Below are 19653 nucleotides of genomic sequence, written 5' to 3'. Positions count from 1 at the left end.
AAGACGTTGTATTTATTCGTGCAATCGGTTATAATAAGAGTAACGAAAACGTGACTGGTACTCACATATTGTAGAGGGTTGTTATATGGGAAGGCAAAGAGCCTTGTACAATATGTGATTATTCTATTTTATCGGATGTTAATCTTCTGAATAAAGAAGGTCATGTAAATTTAATTTCTTTGGAGGTACTACAATGCAAACAGGTACAGTAAAATGGTTTAATGCAGAAAAAGGATTTGGTTTTATCGAGGTTGAAGGCGGAAGCGACGTATTCGTTCACTTTTCTGCTATCACTGGCGACGGTTTCAAAACTTTGGACGAAGGTCAACGCGTTGAATTCAACGTTGTTGAAGGAAACCGTGGTCCACAAGCTGAGAACGTTGTAAAACTGTAATTCAGTTTATAAGACGCCCTTAACGTTAGTTAAGGGTGTTTTTTTATTCAAATATTTGCAACTTGTGCAAGAACAAATAGATATTACTACTGGGAGGGGACTACACATGTACTATTCACGGAAAAATCCATCGCAAGAGATTCCTACAGCAATGACCGATATATGGGAATGTACGAATCCAGATTGCAAAGGATGGATGAGAGATAACTTTGCACTTGCAGATGTACCGGTTTGTTCACAATGCAAGTCGCCCATGACCCGCGCTCAAAAAGAATTGCCGGTGTTGGATAATACAAGCTATAGTAGACCCAACAAAAAGCGTTAATTCTTATGGAACGTTTATGTAAGAATCATAAAAAAGCATTAGTTTACTGATGGATGATCATAATCCAGAGGTAGACTAATGCTTTTTTTAATAGACATTATGACTACTAAAGAGGATACTTTTACATAAACAACCAAAAATAATAATTAGATTCCAAATATTTAGTCTATCCCTCTTTGCATAAATGATATAACATAGTATACTAAATGATAATAGTAAATCTAAATTGAAGGTGATCGTATGGCAGATAGTTCAATATCGCTCAAACCTCGATATGAGCAGATGTATTTAACATTACGTGATCGTCTACATTCAGGCGAATATACAATAGGCGATAAGATTCCATCAGAGAAAGAATTAATGGAACAATTTGAAGTGAGTCGTATTACTTCCAAAAAAGCACTGGACATGTTAGTACAAGATGGATACATTGTACGGCAACCGGGTAGAGGTTCTTTTGTTATTCATAATGGCAATCATATAGAAGCTATTGAACCTGCTGAAGCTGGCAAACATGATTATAACACTAGATTACGTACAGCAAGTGATCAGATTGTTCTTGGATTGATTATGGAAGATTTCAGTGACAGTTATGGGAAAGAAATGTTGGTCGAGATGGAAAGAACCGCTCAGAAAATGGGTGTGTATTTGATGTTACGACTTTCTTTTTCACAGACTGATATTGAAGAAAATGCGATTCGGATGTTAAGAGATTATGGTGTCGATGGCTTGATTATTTATCCAACTCGCGGACAGATTTTTAATTCTGAAATTCTAAAATTAGTGATTGATCGTTTTCCACATGTACTGGTTGATCGTTATGTCAAAGGCATCGATTCGACGTCGATTAGTACCGATAATGTAGCAGCAGCAAGCTTTGGCACACATTACTTGTTGGATCAAGGACATCGTCATATAGCATTATTAACCTCCAAAGTGACTGATAATGTAGCGATTGAAGAACGAATAGAAGGATTTGTACAAGCTCATGCTGAACGTGGAGTTGTACTGGATCGCTCTTCATGGCTTACCGATATGCACTGGAATAGTAATCAAGAAGAAGATGAACAAGTATTGGTACAACACAATGTAGATATGATTCAACAAATGATTGAAGCTCATCCACAGATTACGGCTCTTTTTGCTATGCAGTATGAACTAGCGTTATTTGCCAAAGAAGCGATAGAACATATGGGACTTCATATACCGCAAGATATCTCGATTATCTGCTTTGATAGTCCTCAAGCCAGTGCGGCGTTATATCCGTTTACACATATGGAACAAGACCAACAATCGTTAGGTAGACTGGCGATCGAAAATGTACTCGCACTGATCGAAGGAGCAACATTACCGAGTAAAATTTCGTTACAAGCTAATCTGGTTCATGGTCATTCCGTGACCAAAGCGTCTGTTCGTTTATAAGTTATGTTTAGAAGATGTATCTTGCTTATACAGAGGATACATCTTTTTTGTATATCTATACATTTATAGTTCTTAATATTTTTCTTTAATAACATAATATAATGTATTGACATGTTAATAAGCTGTGATCTATTATATAGCTATAAATGTAAGCGCTTAAAAAAGGGAGGATTGCAATGAATGATATAGGAGATGGAGTATTGCCATTATCTGTCCAGCAATTAATTACAGAGGTCGAAGAACATTTACAAGAACGTCCCAAGCTTGCACGAATGTTCAAAAATGGGATCAGTAATACATTGACGACGACGCTCAAGCCTTTAGAAGATGGAACCGTATTTGTGATTACAGGGGATATTCCAGCGATGTGGTTGCGAGATTCAGCAGCTCAGGTCAGACCTTATCTGATACTGGCGAATAAAGATGAAGCGTTAAGCGATCTCGTTACTAATGTAGTCAAGCGGCAGATACATTATATTCATCTTGATCCGTATGCCAATGCTTTTAACGAAGAAGCCAATAACAATGGACATCAAGAAGACAAGACACAGATGACCGCATGGATCTGGGAACGTAAATATGAGATTGATTCGCTTTGCTACCCGATTCAGTTAGCTTATCTACTCTGGCGCACGACAGGAAGAACCGATCATTTCGAAGAACATTTTCAAAAAGCTTGTCATATTATTATGACATTATGGCATACAGAACAGAGGCATAGTGAACAGTCACCTTACACCTTTGAACGTGTAGATTGCCCTGAATCAGATACGCTTCCACATGAAGGTAAAGGTAATCCAGTAGGATTTACAGGCATGACATGGTCAGGTTTTCGTCCAAGTGATGATGCTTGTCAGTACGGATATTTGATTCCTTCGAATATGTTTGCTGTCGTGGTACTCGGTTATATGGAACAGATCGCAAGCGAAGTGTATCAAGATCAGGAATGGGTCGTCAAAGCCTCTTTGTTAAAAACACAGATTCAAGCAGGTATCGAGCAATATGGGATTGTAGATCATCCAGAATTCGGACGGATGTATGCGTATGAGACAGATGGTCTGGGCAATCACAATCTGATGGATGATGCGAACGTACCTAGCTTACTGTCACTTCCTTATCTAGGATATTGCGCACTTGATGATCCACTGTATCAAAATACAAGAAAGTTTATACTCAGTCAGCACAATCCTTATTATTACAGCGGTACAGCTGCTCAAGGGATTGGTAGTCCTCACACTCCTCCTCATTATATATGGCATATTTCATTAGCGATGCAAGCTTTAACATCCCAAGATCAACAAGAAATTCTTTCTTTATTACACACGTTGGAACAGACAGATGCAGGTACTGATTTTTTACACGAAGGTTTTCATATGGATCGACCGGAGGAGTATACACGTGAATGGTTTTCATGGGCCAATTCGTTATTTAGCGAAGTGATCTTAACCTACTGCGGGTATACGGTGCCGAGCGGTAAAATTCAGTCATCCTAAATTAGATCAGCGATCAGTATCAAGCCATATTTTAAATTACACCTTAGATGTCACATGATGTTGTACCCAGAACCAACGATAAGGGAGCGATAACAATGGCAAAAGGCAAACGCAAATGGATGACAGGTTTATTGGTAAGTCTGACCGTTTTAACAGCAGCTTGTTCGAATAACAGTGCAGGAACGAGTGCTTCAGGTGGAGACTCTTCTAACAAAGTCGTTAAAGTCGCTTATGGAAAATGGAATGAAACGGATAACTGGGGCAAATGGCTAACCAGTGTGAAAACAGAATTTGAGAAAGCACATCCGGGTGTAACCGTTGAACTGCAACCGATTCAAGGAGCCCAATATGCGACTAAAATTCCTTTATTGATGTCTGATCCAAGTAGCGCTCCTGAAGTACTGGCTGAAGATTCTTTTATGATCAATGCAGATAGCGAAGCAGGATATTTGGAACCGCTTAAAGTAGATAGCTGGTCAGATTGGAGTAATTTTAACGAAGCGATCAAAGCCGCAGCGAAAGGAAAAGATGATAAAACGTATGGCGTCCCCTTTTCGACAGATGTACGTGGATTGTATTACAACAAAGAACTATTTAAAAAAGTAGGATTACCCGTACCGTGGGAACCTAAAAACTGGCAAGACATTTTGACAGCTTCCCAGACGATTCATGAGAAATTACCAGATATTATTCCGTTCTGGATGAACTCCGGTAAAGCTGGGCAAGAAGCTACAACGATGCAGACATTTGAAATGTTGTTATACGGTACAGCCAATCCATTATATGAAAATGGTAAATGGATCACACAAAGTCCGGGTATCTTAAGTTCACTTAACTTTATTAACAATATCTATTCCAATGGCTTTGGACCACCACTGTCTCAAGTACTGACTGCACAAGCAGGGCAAGTGTTAGAAACGGATCTAATGCCAAATCAAAAAGTAGCTATCGCGCTAAATGGTAACTGGTTAACAGGAACATGGGCAGCTTCAGGAAGCAAACCATGGCCAGAAGCATTAGACGTCTATGATTTTGTAAAAATGCCAACCGAAAATGGACAAGCACCTGGATTCACTTCTATGTCCGGTGGATGGACACTTGCTGTAGGCGCCAAATCTGTTGAAAAAGAATTGGGTTGGGAATTTATCCAATTGGCGATCAATGAAAAGCACAATAAAGAATTTGCGATGTTAGACGGTGCTTTAACACCTCGCCTTGATGTAGCGAAAGACAAAGAGTATAGCGAGCAACCGGGCACGTTGTATGCCAAAGCCGCAGATTTCATTACGTATACTCATGTTCGTCCAAGTACTGCTGATTATCCTGTCGTTTCTACAGCTATTCAAGAAATGGTTGAAAAAGTAGTTACCCAAGGAGCTAGCCCTCAAGACGCTATGACTCAATATGCGCAAAGTGTAGAACGTAGTGTAGGCGCAGATAAAACAGAGACCAAATAAAGTAACCTATCATTTCATCTATCCGCTGGCAGATCAGGTTGAGTAACGGCAGAGTATAGCCGATCAGCCTGATCTGCTCGTGAGGATAGAAGGCTGTGTTTAAAGGAGGAATCCAGATGGAAGCGTCACATCCGCGTGTGTCCAAACCCAAACGCAACGGAGGTGGTGAGCAGTGGCGGGCAGCTTTATTTTTATCGCCTAGCTGGTTGCTTTTGTTGCTGTTCTTTTTTGTACCGACGATTTTAACCTTTTATTTTGCATTTACGAATATGGCACTTACAGGTGCAACAGCAGCCAAAACGGAATTTATCGGGTTCGAGAACTTTAAATATATGTTTCAGGATGCTAACTTTCGGACTTCTGTGTGGAATACCCTTATCTTTCTAATCTTCTCCGCAGTGATCGGGCAACAGGTGATGGGCTTTATTATCGCTGTATTGATGAATGGTCGCAAACAGTGGTTCCGTAGTGTGATTGGTTCGATTGTTATTGCTGGTTGGGTCGCTCCCGAAGTGGTATGTGCGTTTGTATGGTTTGCTTTTTTGAACGATACAGGGACAGTCAATGCGGCAATTGAATCGCTAGGGATGAAGCCAGTGGCATGGTTGTATACATTTCCAATGGTATCAGTGATTGTCGCTAATATCTGGCATGGAACAGCCTTTTCTATGATGGTATTCCAAGCGGCATTAGGAGATGTCCCTAAAGAAGTCGAAGAATCAGCTATGATCGATGGTGCTTCGGCATGGCAACGTATGATTCGTATTACGTTACCGATGATTATCGGATCAGTGACTACCAATATGGTACTGGTTACGCTACAGACACTCGGTTCATTTACATTAATCTATGCGTTGACCGGTGGTGGACCGGGTATGGCGACTGAGACGTTGCCAATCTATATGTATCATCAAGCTTTTGTAAATTATCAGTTAGGTTATGGCACAGCAATCTCGCTAATGTTGCTAGTGATCGGGATTGTAGCCAGTCTATTGTACATGAGAATGTTGAAAGTGAAGTTATAAAGGAGGAGAGACCATGAGCAGTCTAAATCTTGGCAAACGGCGTAAAATGAATCGGTTTGTGATCGCGCGCACGTTGCCTTATATTATTCTCTCTCTAATTGGTTTGTTATTTCTATTACCATTGTTATGGTTATTGTTTGCATCGCTTGATCAAAATGCAACATTAGCGCTCAAAATTCCAAGTGCATTGACGTTGGATAATTACGTTTCTACTGTTACTAATACCGATAATCAGAAATCATTTGGCAATGGATTGATACTGGCAGTAGGTCAAGCTTTGTTGGTTGTGATTGTGGCTGGACTGGCTTCGTATCCATTGTCCCGCTATCAATTGAAGTACAAGCGTTCATTTATGTATATTATTCTGTTCGCTACAGGCTTGCCAATTACAGCAGTAATGGTTCCTGTGTATCAATTTTTTATCTATTTTAGAATGCAGGATTCGCTCTTTTTTACCGTCTTATTTTTGACAGCATCGGCGCTTCCGTATTCGATCTGGATGATGAAGAATTTTATGGACTCTGTGCCTCTTGAACTGGAAGAAGCGGCATGGGTCGATGGAGCTTCAATCTGGACTACACTTCGGCTAGTTGTTGTACCGTTGATGTTACCCGGTATTTTTACCGTAGGTATTTTCGCTTTTGCGGGAAGCTGGGGAAATTTCCTTGTTCCGTTTATTTTATTGCAAAGTCCAGAGAAATTGCCTGCCGCAGTTACGATTTATCAATACTTCGGGCAAAATGGTCTGGTACAATATGGTACGCTTGCTTCGTTCTCGATCATTTATACGATTCCAGCCGTAGCTTTATACATTATTGGACAGCATTACATGTCTCAAGGATTTAGCTTTGGTGGAGCGAATAAAGGTTGATTGTAGGCAGATAAAAAGTTAAAAAAACATCTTCTATTTTTAATATAGAAGATGTTTTTTTATTAAGCTAATGTTTCCATCATAGTATAGAAATATTTATTGTCGCCTGTAGTGAAATAGGTATACCATGCTTCTAACGTTTCCTTTTTAAATACATCTAGCAAGGCAATCACTTCACGTGCTAACAAAATACCACCTGCGGCACTCGTAGTAATAAGATTACCATCTACAACGATTTTTTCGTCTCTATAATGGGCAGCTCCTCTATAATCAGGACAGAACATAGTCAAATACTCCAACCCGTTGCTTGTGTGTGCACGATCATCTAATAGACCTGAATCGGCAAGCGCTGTGGTCGCTCCACATATTGCAGCAACATTGCCACCTTTATCTAGCAATTGTTTTGCTTTTTCGATCATCGGTAAGTGTATGGGGTCTTTCCATGTATCTGCTCCAGGTAGAAGTAGTATGGCTGAAGTATCATGTGTGATATCTTCTACAAGTAGATCAGGAACAATAGTCATCCCTCCTTTTGTCTTGATCGAATGTTTGGAGGCTCCTACCAATTTAACAGGAATACGACTTCCTTTATCTTTAAAATATTGACCTGAGTTAAGTTCAGCTATCACATAACCAAGTTCCCAATCTGCCATCGAATCGAGTATATAAGCATAAGCGTATTTCATTTTTTCCTCCTAGTAATCTATGTTTTCTTAATTCATCATAGCTTTCTAATACTGACAACAGTATGTCAGTGATTTTTGAATGTATTCATTAGATTCTAAAAGATTGTTAGAGTGTTTACATAAAATTTACTGAAATCACTTGGTACAACAGGATCAGGTATTGTATGATGTAGGTTGTGAAATCATCCTAATACTTATGAATGGACAAGGTGAATAAATACAATGAAACCAATAGATTTGCAATATAAGATGCCTGCGGAATGGGAACAACATGAACGTACATTATTATCATGGCCGATTTTGGATTCGATGGTCTATCCTGATGATTATGCTACAGTCTGTGATGGATATGAAGAATTAGTCAGTGCTATCGCTGAATTTGAGCCTGTTACACTGATTGTTAATCCAGATGATCTAGAAAAAGTAAGCCAACGCTTTGAAGGTCAAGCGGTAGACTTTTTGCCACTTGAACATAATGATGCTTGGTTACGTGATAATGGACCTACGATTGTAGTGAATGATAAAGGTGAACGTGCAGGGGTAAATTGGCACTTTAACGCTTGGGGTGGCAAATACGAGCCGTGGGATCTGGACGATGCAGTGGCTCCAGCGATTCTCAAACATCTTAATATTCGTCAATTCGATGCACCACTTGTGCTTGAAGGCGGTTCAATTCACGTCGATGGTGAAGGAACAATGTTAACGACAGAAGAATGTCTGCTGAATACGAACCGTAACCCTGATCTAACGCGCGCAGAAATTGAACAACATGTTAAAGATTTTACGAATGTGGAGCAAATCATCTGGCTTAATCGTGGACTTGCTGGAGATGAGACAGACGGACATGTAGATAATGTGGCTTGTTTTGCAGCTCCGGGTAAAGTGATTATTCAAGTGTGTCATGATCCTGCCGATGATAATTATGAGATTACGCAAGAAAATCTACGTATCTTAAATGATGCTGTCGATGCTCAAGGACGCAAATTAGAAATTATCGAAATTCAGCAACCACCAATGGTTATGCATGGTGAACAGCGTTTGACGCTAAGCTATTTGAATTTCTATTTCGTCAATGGTGGTATTATTCTACCGGTATTCGGTGGCACAGCAGAAGAAGCAGATCAACATGCGATGAATGTATTACAAGCGACATTCCCGGATCGTAAGATTCGTGCGATTAATGGTATGGCTGTTATTCGTGAAGGCGGTAATGTTCACTGTACAACGCAACAAATTCCAGCTCAAGCTTAATAGCATAATCAATAACCGTACTATAGAAAGGATGACTACAATATCATGAGAAATGTAAAAGTAGCGGCTACTCAAATGAGCTGTACTTGGGATATCGATGACAACATCCGCAAAGCAGACAAATTGGTTCGTGAAGCGGCGGCACAAGGTGCACAGATTATTTTGCTACAAGAATTGTTCGAGACTCCATATTTCTGCCAGAAAGAAAAAGCAGAATATTATCAATACGCGACTGAACTTGAGCAAAACAAAGCGATCAACCATTTCCGTCTAGTGGCTAAAGAGTTAGATGTCGTTTTGCCAATTAGCTTTTATGAAAAGAAAAATTATGCTCGTTATAATTCACTTGCTGTGATCGATGCAGATGGTGAGATTCTTGGTAAATATCGCAAAAGTCATATTCCAGATGGCCCAGGATATGAAGAGAAATTTTACTTCAACCCGGGAGATACTGGATTCCAAGTATGGGATACCAAATATGCCAAAATCGGCGTAGGTATTTGCTGGGATCAATGGTACCCTGAAGCGGCACGTTGTATGGCATTGATGGGTGCAGAATTATTATTTTACCCGACAGCAATCGGTTCTGAGCCACAAGATACATCGATCGATTCCAAAGATCACTGGCAAGCATGTATGCTAGGCCATGCAGGAGCGAACTTGATTCCTGTGATCGCATCGAACCGAATCGGTAAAGAAGAAGACGAAGATTCTTCAATCAACTTCTACGGTTCTTCCTTTATTGCAGGAGCGCAAGGAAACAAAATTCAAGAAGCAGATCGTAACAGCGAAGGCGTATTGGTTGCTGAATTTGATCTGGATCAATTGGAAACACAACGTCTGGAATGGGGCATTTTCCGTGATCGTCGTCCTGAATTGTACGGTATTATCGGTACGTATGATGGCGAGAAAAAACTGTAATTCACTTATAGATGTAATGATGTAAAGCAATTTAAAGTATTAGCTGATACTAGCACCTTGTGATCTTTGTAGATCACAAGGTGTTTTTTTGTGCTATCCAGACTTTGATATGGGGTGTAACTCTTTTTATAATAGATGCCAAGTCAATGAATTGTTCTTAATACCTTAATAACGGTTAATAATAAATTAAAGGATGAACAGACTGCTAAGGAGGATTACAGATGACCCACAAACGACAAATTACACTTAAAGATGGAACCGTTCTACCTGCAATCGGACAAGGCACATGGAATATGGGCGATGATTCTTCTCGCAGACAAGAAGAGATCGACGCGTTGAAATATGGTGTAGAGTTAGGCATGACAGTGATCGACACCGCAGAAATGTATGGTGAAGGACGTTCCGAGTTGTTAGTCGGTGAAGCGATTCAAGGGATAAGAGATCAAGTATTTCTAGTATCCAAAGTCTATCCTCACAATGCAGGCGGAGATTCTCTGATTCGTAGCTGTGAACAAAGCTTGAATCGACTGGGTACTGATGTTCTAGACTTGTATCTGTTGCACTGGCGTGGACGTATTCCTCTGGAAGATACGATTCAAGGAATGGAAAAGCTAGTGCAAGATGGTAAGATTCGCCGTTGGGGTGTATCTAATCTAGACACGAAAGAAATGCAGGAACTGATCAAATTACCTAATGGAGATCATTGTGCTACCAATCAGGTATTGTATCATTTGGGATCACGAGGTATTGAAGTAGATTTGTTACCGTGGCAACAAGAGCAAGGAATGCCTGTTATGGCGTATTCTCCATTAGCTCAAGCAGGATCATTACGAAGTGAACTGACGACCGATGCTACGGTACAACAGATTGCAGAACAACATGGAGTTCACCCTTTCCAAGTGTTACTATCATGGTGTATTCGCGATGGCAATGTACTGGCGATTCCCAAAGCATCTAGTCGTAGTCATGTGGAAAGCAATGCGCAAGCAGCAGAGTTGATGTTAAGTGAAGATGAGATCAACCAGTTGAATCAAGCTTTCCCGGCTCCAGATCACAAAGTTTCTTTGGATATGATTTGATATGTACCACTATCGGTTCACCAGTAGCTGGAAGATGGAGACGCCAAGAGCAAAATTATGGGAACTTGTAGATCATTTCGAAGATATCGATTTCTGGCAAGGCGTCACTTTTGCTAAAGTAAAGCAAACCGATGATGCACAGGGAATAGGGGATGAGTACGAATGTACTTTTCGGACTAAAATGCTATTTAAGCTCAAAATTTTTCTGAAAGTCGTGGATAAAAGTAAACCAACTACGTTTAAATTAAGGGTTGAAGGCCCTCTGGCTGGAGAAGGTACCTGTTATTTGGAAGAATTGGATGATGGACGTGCGACATTGATTCGTTGTATCTGGGAAGTACGTCTGGATCATTCGATGTTACGAGTGACCAATCCTGTGATGCGCCCTGTCTATGTATGGAGTCATAATAAAGTAATGGATGAAGGAGTAGCAGGAGTAGGTCGCCATTTACAAGCCCATGTATCTGAAGCTTCTCATACAACCAAAATCTATCGTTGATCATATAATCATTTTTGCACACAGGGGGCATCATTATGGGGAAATACCAATTTACAGAAAGCTGGTTATTGGAAGCGAGTAGACATGAAGTCTGGAATTTGATTAAAGACTTTGAACAACTTCGTTGCTGGCAAGGGGTATCCTTTCAACGTTTACAAGAAGGCACAAGCAAAAATGGAATAGGCGATAAATACAGAATGAATATGAGAACCAAGCTATGGTACACTATTTCGCTTGATTTCGTTGTGACTGAAAAGCAAGAAGAGACACTGATTTGTCTGGAAGCGTATGGCGATTTGAGCGGACAGGGCGTATTTCGTTTGCAAGAAAGCGGAGCATACACTCGCTTACATTACAACTGGCAAGTACACACCAATAAACCATGGATGCAACGTTGGGAACCGTTGTTGCGTCCTCTCTTTATCTGGAATCATAATCGTGTTATGGGGGAAGCTGTGCGCGGTATATCTAATCAATTGGGCGCGCGTCTGGTATAAATAAAGTCTGTAAATCATTATATTTAGATTTGCAGATTGTACATATCTAAAAAGAAATTCTGTTATGTCAGTTGTTGAATAACTTTTTTAAGATAAATTCAACTTTAATTATTTATTCTTTAATCCTTGCTTATATAAGGTTTAACTTAGAAACAAGCGGGTAAGTTGTAGATAAGCAATACACACAAGGAATCAAATGAAATTAACGTATATATTGAATAGAATGAAGGAGGAAATGAAAATGACTGGAAGAAAAGCGTTATGGAGTGCAATCGGAATGGGTGCAGCATATCTTATGCGTAATAAAAGTGCACGTGATAAAGTAATTTCTCAAGTGCGTCGTGTAGCAACATCCATGCGCGACAAAAAATCAGGTAATTCATCCAATACAACAAATAACAATTACTAAGATATCATTGAAACAAATAGAACTGAAACGCCGATGACGTATGCTACATACGAGGTTGGCGTTTTTTTATTGACAAATACCAAGTTATCGGATAGGATTTAAAAATAAACCGACTGACGAGTCAATCAAGGGGTTGATCGTATCGATAATACAACATTAAGTGCTCGTGAACAGGATGCTATCGAGAAGCGAGAAAAGTTAATGCAGATCGCGCTCAAGCAATTTGTAGAGTCTGGTTATCATGCTACAAAAGTTTCAGATATTGTAGCTGAAGCAGGCGTTGCGCAAGGAACGTTTTACTGGTATTTCAAAAGCAAAGAAAGTGTTGCGCTCGAAATTGTAGAGCAAGGTAGACAACAATTATTAGAAGTGATCGGTGTTGGTTATCGCACACATTCTGGTACAGCCGATGATATGGTACAAGCTTCTGAGAAATTACTATATCAATTATTTCAATTTGCAGAACAACATACTCATTTGATGCGGATGTTGTTAGATGGTACAGGATTTAGTGAAGCTGTACGTGAGCAGATTATGCTCACTCGTTCACAGATGGAGCAAGGATTTGTACACAATATTCAGCGGGCGGTAGAGTTAGAGATGTTGCCAGCACAGACAGAACCTTCTGTACGTGCAGCTTTTCTAATGAGTCTGATCGAAGGTATTGTTGTCCGTTGGTTGTTTAGCGCCGCTAATGGTTCATCTTCTGGTCTGTTGAATCATAGTGCTGAACAATTGGCTAAAGAAACAGCACGTTTTGAATTTTATGGTCTGCTAGGCAGAACCGATTAAAGGAGAATAATAGAATGAAATTATTGCGTCGTACGTCTACACCGATAGCTTTGGCTATGTTGCTTATGGTTGTACTGGTATTGAGTGCTTGTGGTAATGCCACTCCACGTTCAGCAGATACGAATACAGCAAGTAATACCACTTCAGAAAGCACAGCAACAACAGCTTCAGGAAATGAACTCGAAAATATTAAATCTGCCGGTGTACTTAAAGTCGGTCTGATGGGTACGTATGCACCTTATAACTTTTTGAATGCAAACAAAGAAGTGGACGGATTCGATGCAGACATCGCCAAAGAAGTTGCCAAACGTCTAGGGGTAAAAGCTGAATTTACAACACAAGCATTCTCCGGTCTAATTCCAAGTCTACAAGCAGGCAAATTCGATGCGATTATCAGTCAGGTTACAATTACAGATGAGCGTAAGCAACAACTGGATTTCTCTGATCCTTATATTACCAATCAGGTGAAAATCATCGTCAATGAAAATAATAACGAGATTACCAAGCTAGCTGATTTTAAAGATAAAAATATCGGTGTAGGTCTTGGAACGAATGATGAAACCTACCTTCGTACAGAAGTGTTGCCACAAGTCGGTAACTTCAATATCAAAACATACAATGATGTGATTACTTCATTACAAGATTTGAATGTAGGACGTATTGATGCCACAATCAACAATATTTATGCACTCCAACCGATCGTTGAAGAAAATGGATTCAAAATCAAAGCTGTCGGTGATGCGATCAAATCCGACCAAGCGGGTATAGCTATTCGTAAAGACAATCCTGAACTATTAGAAGCATTGAATAAAGCAGTAACTGATATGAAAGCAGACGGCACGTATGAGACTATTTTTGTCAAATGGTTTGGCGAAAAGCCTGCTGCTGAATAATAGTAAAGATGAAAGCTTGATCAGGACTGCGTTCACTACGGTGCGCAGTCTTCTGTTTTACCGTGATCAAGAAGGGAGATTATACGTATGCAATTAGTATGGGATAACCTACCTTTTCTTTTAAAAGGTGCAGGTTATACATTGTTGATTACGATCATATCTATGTTTTTTGGATTGATTATCGGTGTGATTGTCGCGATTGCACGTATGCAAGGCAATCGTCCGATTCGCTGGGTTGCGAGATTCTATGTCTCTATTATTCGAGGGACACCTGTTCTCGTTCAACTGGTTATCGTGTATTACGGACTGACCGATTATGGCATTACACTGGATGCTATTCCAGCGGCTTGTATCGCATTAAGTATTAATATTGGTGCATATTTATCAGAGACCTTTCGTGGAGCGATTTTGTCGATTCCCAAAGGTCAGACAGAAGCAGCCTATGCAACAGGGATGACTTCAGCGCAGACGATGTGGCGTATTGTGTTACCCCAAGCAGCACGTACCGCCATTCCACCGATGGGCAATACCTTTATCGGGATGCTTAAAGAAACATCGTTGGTATCTGTCATTACAGTAACCGATCTATTGCGATCGGCTGATTTGTTGATTGCTCAATATTATGTTTATATGCCTTTTTATATCGGAATTGCGATTATGTACTGGATCATGAGTACGATTTTTTCAACGATATTGGAACGTATCGAACGACGATTGGCTAAAGCATACTAAAACGAATGTGAGGGAAGTATTATGATCCAAACTCGTGGATTGTCCAAAACATTTGGCACACATACCGTATTACATGAGATTGATCTGAATATACAAGCAGGCGAGATTGTGGTGTTGCTAGGACCCAGCGGTTCAGGGAAAAGTACATTGTTACGTTGCTTGAACGGATTAGAAGATCTAAGTGCAGGTTCTATCGAAGTGAACAGTATCGAAGTAACAAGCACTATGAAGCTGAAAGAACGTCAACAACGTATGCTTCAAATTCGCAGGCAGACCGGTATGGTTTTTCAACAATTTAATTTGTATCCGCACAAAACGGCTTTGGGCAATGTCACGGAATCGTTGCGTATGGTCAAAAAGTTAGAACGTACACATGCTCGTCATGTTGGCGAACGAATGCTGAGCCGTGTAGGGTTATTGGAGAAGAAAGATCAGTATCCTTCCCGTTTGTCTGGTGGACAACAGCAACGTGTAGGCATAGCACGTGCACTGGCAATGGAGCCTGAAATTATTTTATTTGACGAACCGACATCTGCACTTGATCCTGAATTGGTCGGTGAAGTGTTGGATGTGATGAAATCGCTGGCGCAAGAAGGGATGACAATGATTGTGGTCACCCATGAGATGAAATTTGCCCGTCAGGTGGCGAATAAAGTTATTTTTATGGATGAAGGACGTATTATAGAACAGTCTGATCCAGAATCCTTTTTTGAGCGACCAGCGACAGAAAGAGCCCAACGTTTTCTTAGTAAAGTGATGGATTATTAATTTCAAATAAACGAATGAGAGCAGGTAGACATAATGAATGTAACAACAGTATGGAATGGTAAAAGAGCTTTTGAAGCTGTAGGGCCTTCGGGTTATCCGATCGGAATGGATGCTACGGCTGCGTATGGCGGAGATGGTAAAGGCGCAACACCAATGGAGTTATTACTTGCAGGTCTAGCAGGTTGTATCGGTATTGATATTACGATGATTTTGGATACATTTTTGCATAATATTCACAAGATTGAAATCGAGACAGAAGGAACGCGCAGAGAAGCTATGCCTAAAGGGTTCACAGCGATCGATCTTATTTTCAAAGTCGATGGTGATATTCCAGATTACCGTGTATGGAAAGCAATCCAGATGGGAAAAGAAAAATACTGTGCCGTATCCGATTCATTGAGTGCAGATATTCATTATCGACTCATTCTGAACGGCGAAGAAGTCATACAACCTGCTTAATTAGAAAGAGATATCTTGTTCATTAGACAAGATATCTCTTTTTTGATATCAACAGAATAATTTCAAAGGAATATACGTGAAAAATTATACATAATAAAGATCGCCAATGCCTATTCGTTAAACGTATTAAAGGGTAGTTTATAGATATAGAAGATTTCCAATTCGAAATCGTGAGAGTGTGTACGGCAACATGGAGGGGAATACAGTGATTAACCATTCAGAACAAAACCAAATTATTTACGAACATATATATCGTATGTCTCCTTTCGGGATTGCTGTGATTTCACCAAGCGATGGAGCATGGCTACAGGTGAATCCTGCTTTTTGCAACATGCTGGGGTACTCTGAAGAAGAAATGTGCCGCATGCGTGAAGAGAATATTACCCGTTTAGAAGATCAATTCCAAGCAGGATATCAAAGTATATATACACAAATGAAAGAAAGTTCATCGGAATTGTATCATACAGAACATCGTTATTTACATTATAAAGGTCATTTGATCTGGACATCTGTTGATGTGTCTTTGATTCGAGATGTGGATCAGCAACCTTTATATTATATTGCTCAATTCCAGGATATTACGTCCCAGAAAGAGCATGAAATGATTATTGCTGAGAATGAAGATTTGTATAATTTAATTACAGAGAATGCACGGGATTTAATTTCATATAGTACGCCAGAGGGAATACTACGCTATGTCTCGGATTCATTTTATACGGTACTCGGGTATCATCCTGAGGAAATGATCGGACAAGATCGGATGCAATATTACCATCCTGATGATGCATTACAAATGAAAAATAGCGGTAACACCTATCTGGAATGGGGTACAATGACCCGCCGTCTCAAGCATAAAAAAGGGCATTATTTATGGTTTGAGATTTTATTTCAAGTAGTGCGTAATGAGCAAGGTGAGATTGAGAAGGTATTAGGTGTTGGACGGGATGTACATGAACGCAAAAAGAATGAAGATCGCTTAGCTGAAGCACAACGGATTGCTCATATTGGAGCATGGGATTGGGATATTATCAATAAGTCATTTAGCTTTGCTGAAGAGACCAGACGTTTATTCGGATATGTGTTTAAGTCTGAAGAGCCCTATAGTGAAGATGTTTTGAAAATGATTCATCCAGAAGACCTGTCTGATTTCCGTAAAGCGATTCGCTATACGTTACTTACAGGTGAAGGCGGAGAGCATGTGTACCGGATCGTGCTAGCCGATGGGACGATGAAATATTTGCAATCGCATTGGAGTGCCGCTCTGGATGACCAAGGGCAACCGATTCATCTGATCGGGATGACGCAAGATATTACAGAGCGTACACGTATGGAAGAGCGACTGAAAGATAGCGAGCGTAATTATCGCTTGATCTCTGAGCAGTCACTTGATTTTATTTCACGTAATTCTGTTGAAGATACGACCTATTTATATTGCTCACCTGCGTGTTACTCGATTCTAGGCTATCAACCGGAAGAGTTAGAAGGTACACCGGCAATTCATTATATTCATCCAGATGATGTTGATAACGTTAAAGAATATATGACTCTTAATTTGCAAGGGGAACAGCCTCAACCGATCACTTACCGCCAACGTCACAAATCAGGCAGCTATGTATGGATGGAGTTGTCCGGTCGTTATGTATATGATGATCAAGGTCATATTCAAGAAATGGTGTCGATTGCGCGTGATATTAATGAACGCAAACAAGCGGCTTTATTGATTGAAGAAAGTGAACAACGCTACAAGTCATTATTTCAATATAATCCAGCCGGTGTATTTTCATTTGATGTTAACGGTAGGTATACCACAGTTAATTCCAATATGGAAAAATTGTTAGAACGTACAGAAGCCGAATTGATCGGCATGCCTTTTGAACCGCTAGTGGCTCCTGAAGATATCTATGATACCGCAGAACATTTTGAACTGGCTTTAAAAGGAAAACCACAGACGTATGAATCTCAAATTATTTTGAAAAATGGGGATCGGCGTGCAATTAGCCTTGTAAATGTACCCATCGTGGTCGACAAGCAAATTGTGGGTGTGTATGGGATTGCTACCGATATCACTGAAATGAGAAGATATATCGAACAGATTGAGAAATTAAGCAACGAGTATACGCTTATTTTGAATTCAGTATCAGAAGGTATTTTTGGACTGGATAATGAAGGAGTTGCTACATTTATTAATCCGGCAGCGACTCGTATGTTAGGGTATCATGCACGTGAATTAATTGGTAAGCATTTATTGGATATGTTCCAGTTGGCTCATCCTGATGGCGGCCCTTATGTCGCTAAGGAGAACCCGATCTATGTAGCACTGCTAGAAGGCTGTTTTCACGAAGAACAGGAAGCTATTTTCTGGCGTAAAGATGGATCAAGCTTTCTGGTGTCTTATCGTATCACACCCATCTGGGATCGTGGCAAACGCAAAGGTGCTGTTATTGTTTTTAATGATATTACGAATGAAAAGCAAATTATTCGTGCCAAAGAACTTGCAGAACGTGCCGATCGTGCGAAATCAGAATTTTTGGCGATTATGAGTCATGAGATTCGTACACCGATGAATGGGATTATCGGAATGGCTGGATTGCTTGCAGATACACCGCTTGATGAAGAACAACTTAGCTACACCGAAATTATCAAAGATAGCAGTGATGCCTTACTGCATATTCTAAATGAGATTCTCGATTTCAGTAAAATAGAAGCTGGTAAAATGGTACTTGATCATGAACCGATTGATCTGATTGTTCTAGTGGATAGTGTACTTGATCTCTTTACTTCACGGGCAGCCGAAAAAGATATACAGCTGACGTACCATGTGGATCATCGAGTCCCTTCTTCTGTGGTAGGCGATGCATCGAGATTGCGACAGGTATTGGTTAACTTGATTAGTAATGCGATTAAATTCACTGATCAAGGAAGTGTACGTCTATCAATTTCGTTGTTAGATATACGACCTACAGGAGAAAGTATTTTGGAATTTGAGATCAAAGATACCGGAATCGGGATCTCATCCGACAAACAGGATAAATTATTCCAATCGTTCTCTCAACTTCATCCTGCCATTAATCGTAAATATGGCGGTACAGGTCTAGGACTGGCTATTTGCAAAAAGTTGATCGAATTGATGGGTGGTTCTATTGATGTGGATAGTGAAGAAGGACAAGGGGCTACCTTCTGCTTTGTAGTTCCTTTTCAACCTTTTGAAGAATCTATGGATAGAGCGATCCAAATAGGAGCGAGTAGTCATTACAAAGATCACTATCTCACACCTGAATTCAAATATGGTCCTTTACGGATTCTTTTGGCAGAAGATCATCCGGTGAATCAGAGATTAATGGTAGAAATTTTGAAAAAAATTGGCTATCAAGCTGATGTCGCTAATAATGGACGGGAAGCATTATCGGCAGCGATTGCTCATCCGTACGATATTATTTTTATGGATATCCAAATGCCTGAAATGGATGGAATCGAAGCGACTCGTAATATTCGAGCACGTCTGACAGAACAAGAGCAACCTGTGATTATCGCAGTAACTGCTTTTGCTCGTATGGAAGATCGGCAGATGTGTCTGGATGCAGGGATGCAAGATTTTATCAGCAAGCCATTACGTTTCCCTGAGATTGATCGTGCACTACAACAATATGCTAAATACATTCAGTCATCCGAATAAAGGAGGG

Annotated in this window: 20 protein-coding genes; 19 read left to right on the top strand and 1 reads right to left on the bottom strand. The window is 40.1% G+C overall.

All coding sequences use genetic code 11. From position 1 onward, the window contains the following. Window positions 1-193 precede the first annotated feature (193 nt). From PTI45_RS21660 to PTI45_RS21630, 7 genes are all read left to right on the top strand, one after another. A complete protein-coding gene (locus PTI45_RS21660) occupies window positions 194-394 on the top strand; it encodes a cold-shock protein (RefSeq protein WP_069329657.1) in 201 nt (66 codons plus the stop codon). Window positions 395-500: 106 nt separating this feature from the next. Beyond that, the gene (locus PTI45_RS21655) at window positions 501-719 is read left to right on the top strand and encodes a cold-shock protein (protein ID WP_069329656.1); all 219 of its coding nucleotides are present in this window, start codon (window positions 501-503) and stop codon (window positions 717-719) included. A 240-nt stretch (window positions 720-959) separates the two neighbouring features. Continuing rightward, the gene (locus PTI45_RS21650) at window positions 960-2141 is read left to right on the top strand and encodes a GntR family transcriptional regulator (protein WP_069329655.1); all 1182 of its coding nucleotides are present in this window, start codon (window positions 960-962) and stop codon (window positions 2139-2141) included. 176 nt (window positions 2142-2317) lie between these two features. Continuing rightward, on the top strand, window positions 2318-3634 hold the full coding sequence (locus PTI45_RS21645; RefSeq protein ID WP_069329654.1) for a glycoside hydrolase family 125 protein: 1317 nt from the start codon (window positions 2318-2320) through the stop codon (window positions 3632-3634). A gap of 95 nt (window positions 3635-3729) precedes the next feature. Then, window positions 3730-5091, top strand: a complete 1362-nt coding sequence (locus PTI45_RS21640) for an extracellular solute-binding protein (protein ID WP_069329653.1) — start codon at window positions 3730-3732, stop codon at window positions 5089-5091. A 116-nt stretch (window positions 5092-5207) separates the two neighbouring features. After that, window positions 5208-6116, top strand: a complete 909-nt coding sequence (locus tag PTI45_RS21635; RefSeq protein WP_069329652.1) for a carbohydrate ABC transporter permease — start codon at window positions 5208-5210, stop codon at window positions 6114-6116. A gap of 13 nt (window positions 6117-6129) precedes the next feature. Then, a complete protein-coding gene (locus PTI45_RS21630; protein ID WP_425415586.1) occupies window positions 6130-6987 on the top strand; it encodes a carbohydrate ABC transporter permease in 858 nt (285 codons plus the stop codon). A 62-nt stretch (window positions 6988-7049) separates the two neighbouring features. On the opposite strand, the gene PTI45_RS21625 is transcribed toward PTI45_RS21630, so the two are convergent. Beyond that, window positions 7050-7673 (bottom strand): DJ-1/PfpI family protein, encoded by a 624-nt coding sequence (locus tag PTI45_RS21625; RefSeq protein ID WP_069329651.1) that lies wholly within the window; start codon window positions 7671-7673, stop codon window positions 7050-7052. 222 nt (window positions 7674-7895) lie between these two features. Between PTI45_RS21625 and PTI45_RS21620 the strand changes: the two genes are divergently transcribed. From PTI45_RS21620 to PTI45_RS21570, 12 genes are all read left to right on the top strand, one after another. After that, a complete protein-coding gene (locus tag PTI45_RS21620) occupies window positions 7896-8924 on the top strand; it encodes an agmatine deiminase family protein (RefSeq protein ID WP_069329650.1) in 1029 nt (342 codons plus the stop codon). 45 nt (window positions 8925-8969) lie between these two features. Continuing rightward, a complete protein-coding gene (gene aguB / locus PTI45_RS21615) occupies window positions 8970-9845 on the top strand; it encodes an N-carbamoylputrescine amidase (protein ID WP_069329649.1) in 876 nt (291 codons plus the stop codon). Window positions 9846-10066: 221 nt separating this feature from the next. Next, complete coding sequence (locus PTI45_RS21610) at window positions 10067-10924, top strand: aldo/keto reductase (RefSeq protein ID WP_069329648.1); 858 nt, start codon at window positions 10067-10069, stop codon at window positions 10922-10924. 34 nt (window positions 10925-10958) lie between these two features. Continuing rightward, entirely contained in the window at window positions 10959-11423 is a 465-nt protein-coding gene (locus tag PTI45_RS21605) for an SRPBCC family protein (protein ID WP_139129304.1), read from the top strand. 35 nt (window positions 11424-11458) lie between these two features. Next, window positions 11459-11920, top strand: coding sequence for an SRPBCC family protein (locus tag PTI45_RS21600; RefSeq protein ID WP_069329646.1), 462 nt, complete (start codon window positions 11459-11461; stop codon window positions 11918-11920). Between the two features lie 241 nt (window positions 11921-12161). Beyond that, window positions 12162-12329 (top strand): hypothetical protein, encoded by a 168-nt coding sequence (locus PTI45_RS24295; protein WP_161594286.1) that lies wholly within the window; start codon window positions 12162-12164, stop codon window positions 12327-12329. Window positions 12330-12530: 201 nt separating this feature from the next. Continuing rightward, a complete protein-coding gene (locus tag PTI45_RS21595; protein ID WP_069329645.1) occupies window positions 12531-13121 on the top strand; it encodes a TetR/AcrR family transcriptional regulator in 591 nt (196 codons plus the stop codon). A gap of 14 nt (window positions 13122-13135) precedes the next feature. Further along, a complete protein-coding gene (locus PTI45_RS21590; RefSeq protein ID WP_069329644.1) occupies window positions 13136-14014 on the top strand; it encodes a transporter substrate-binding domain-containing protein in 879 nt (292 codons plus the stop codon). Window positions 14015-14101: 87 nt separating this feature from the next. After that, entirely contained in the window at window positions 14102-14746 is a 645-nt protein-coding gene (locus PTI45_RS21585) for an amino acid ABC transporter permease (protein WP_069329643.1), read from the top strand. A gap of 21 nt (window positions 14747-14767) precedes the next feature. Further along, window positions 14768-15514: an amino acid ABC transporter ATP-binding protein gene (locus tag PTI45_RS21580; protein WP_069329642.1), complete on the top strand. Its 747-nt coding sequence runs from the start codon at window positions 14768-14770 to the stop codon at window positions 15512-15514. Window positions 15515-15547: 33 nt separating this feature from the next. After that, complete coding sequence (locus PTI45_RS21575) at window positions 15548-15973, top strand: OsmC family protein (RefSeq protein WP_069329641.1); 426 nt, start codon at window positions 15548-15550, stop codon at window positions 15971-15973. 205 nt (window positions 15974-16178) lie between these two features. Then, a complete protein-coding gene (locus PTI45_RS21570) occupies window positions 16179-19646 on the top strand; it encodes a PAS domain S-box protein (RefSeq protein WP_245703528.1) in 3468 nt (1155 codons plus the stop codon). Window positions 19647-19653: the final 7 nt, after the last annotated feature.

Origin of the sequence: Paenibacillus nuruki (assembly GCF_001721045.1) — a bacterium.
GTDB lineage: Bacteria > Bacillota > Bacilli > Paenibacillales > Paenibacillaceae > Saccharibacillus > Saccharibacillus nuruki.
Note: the sequence above shows the minus strand (reverse complement) of the source record. Positions and strands in the feature narration are given on the sequence as shown.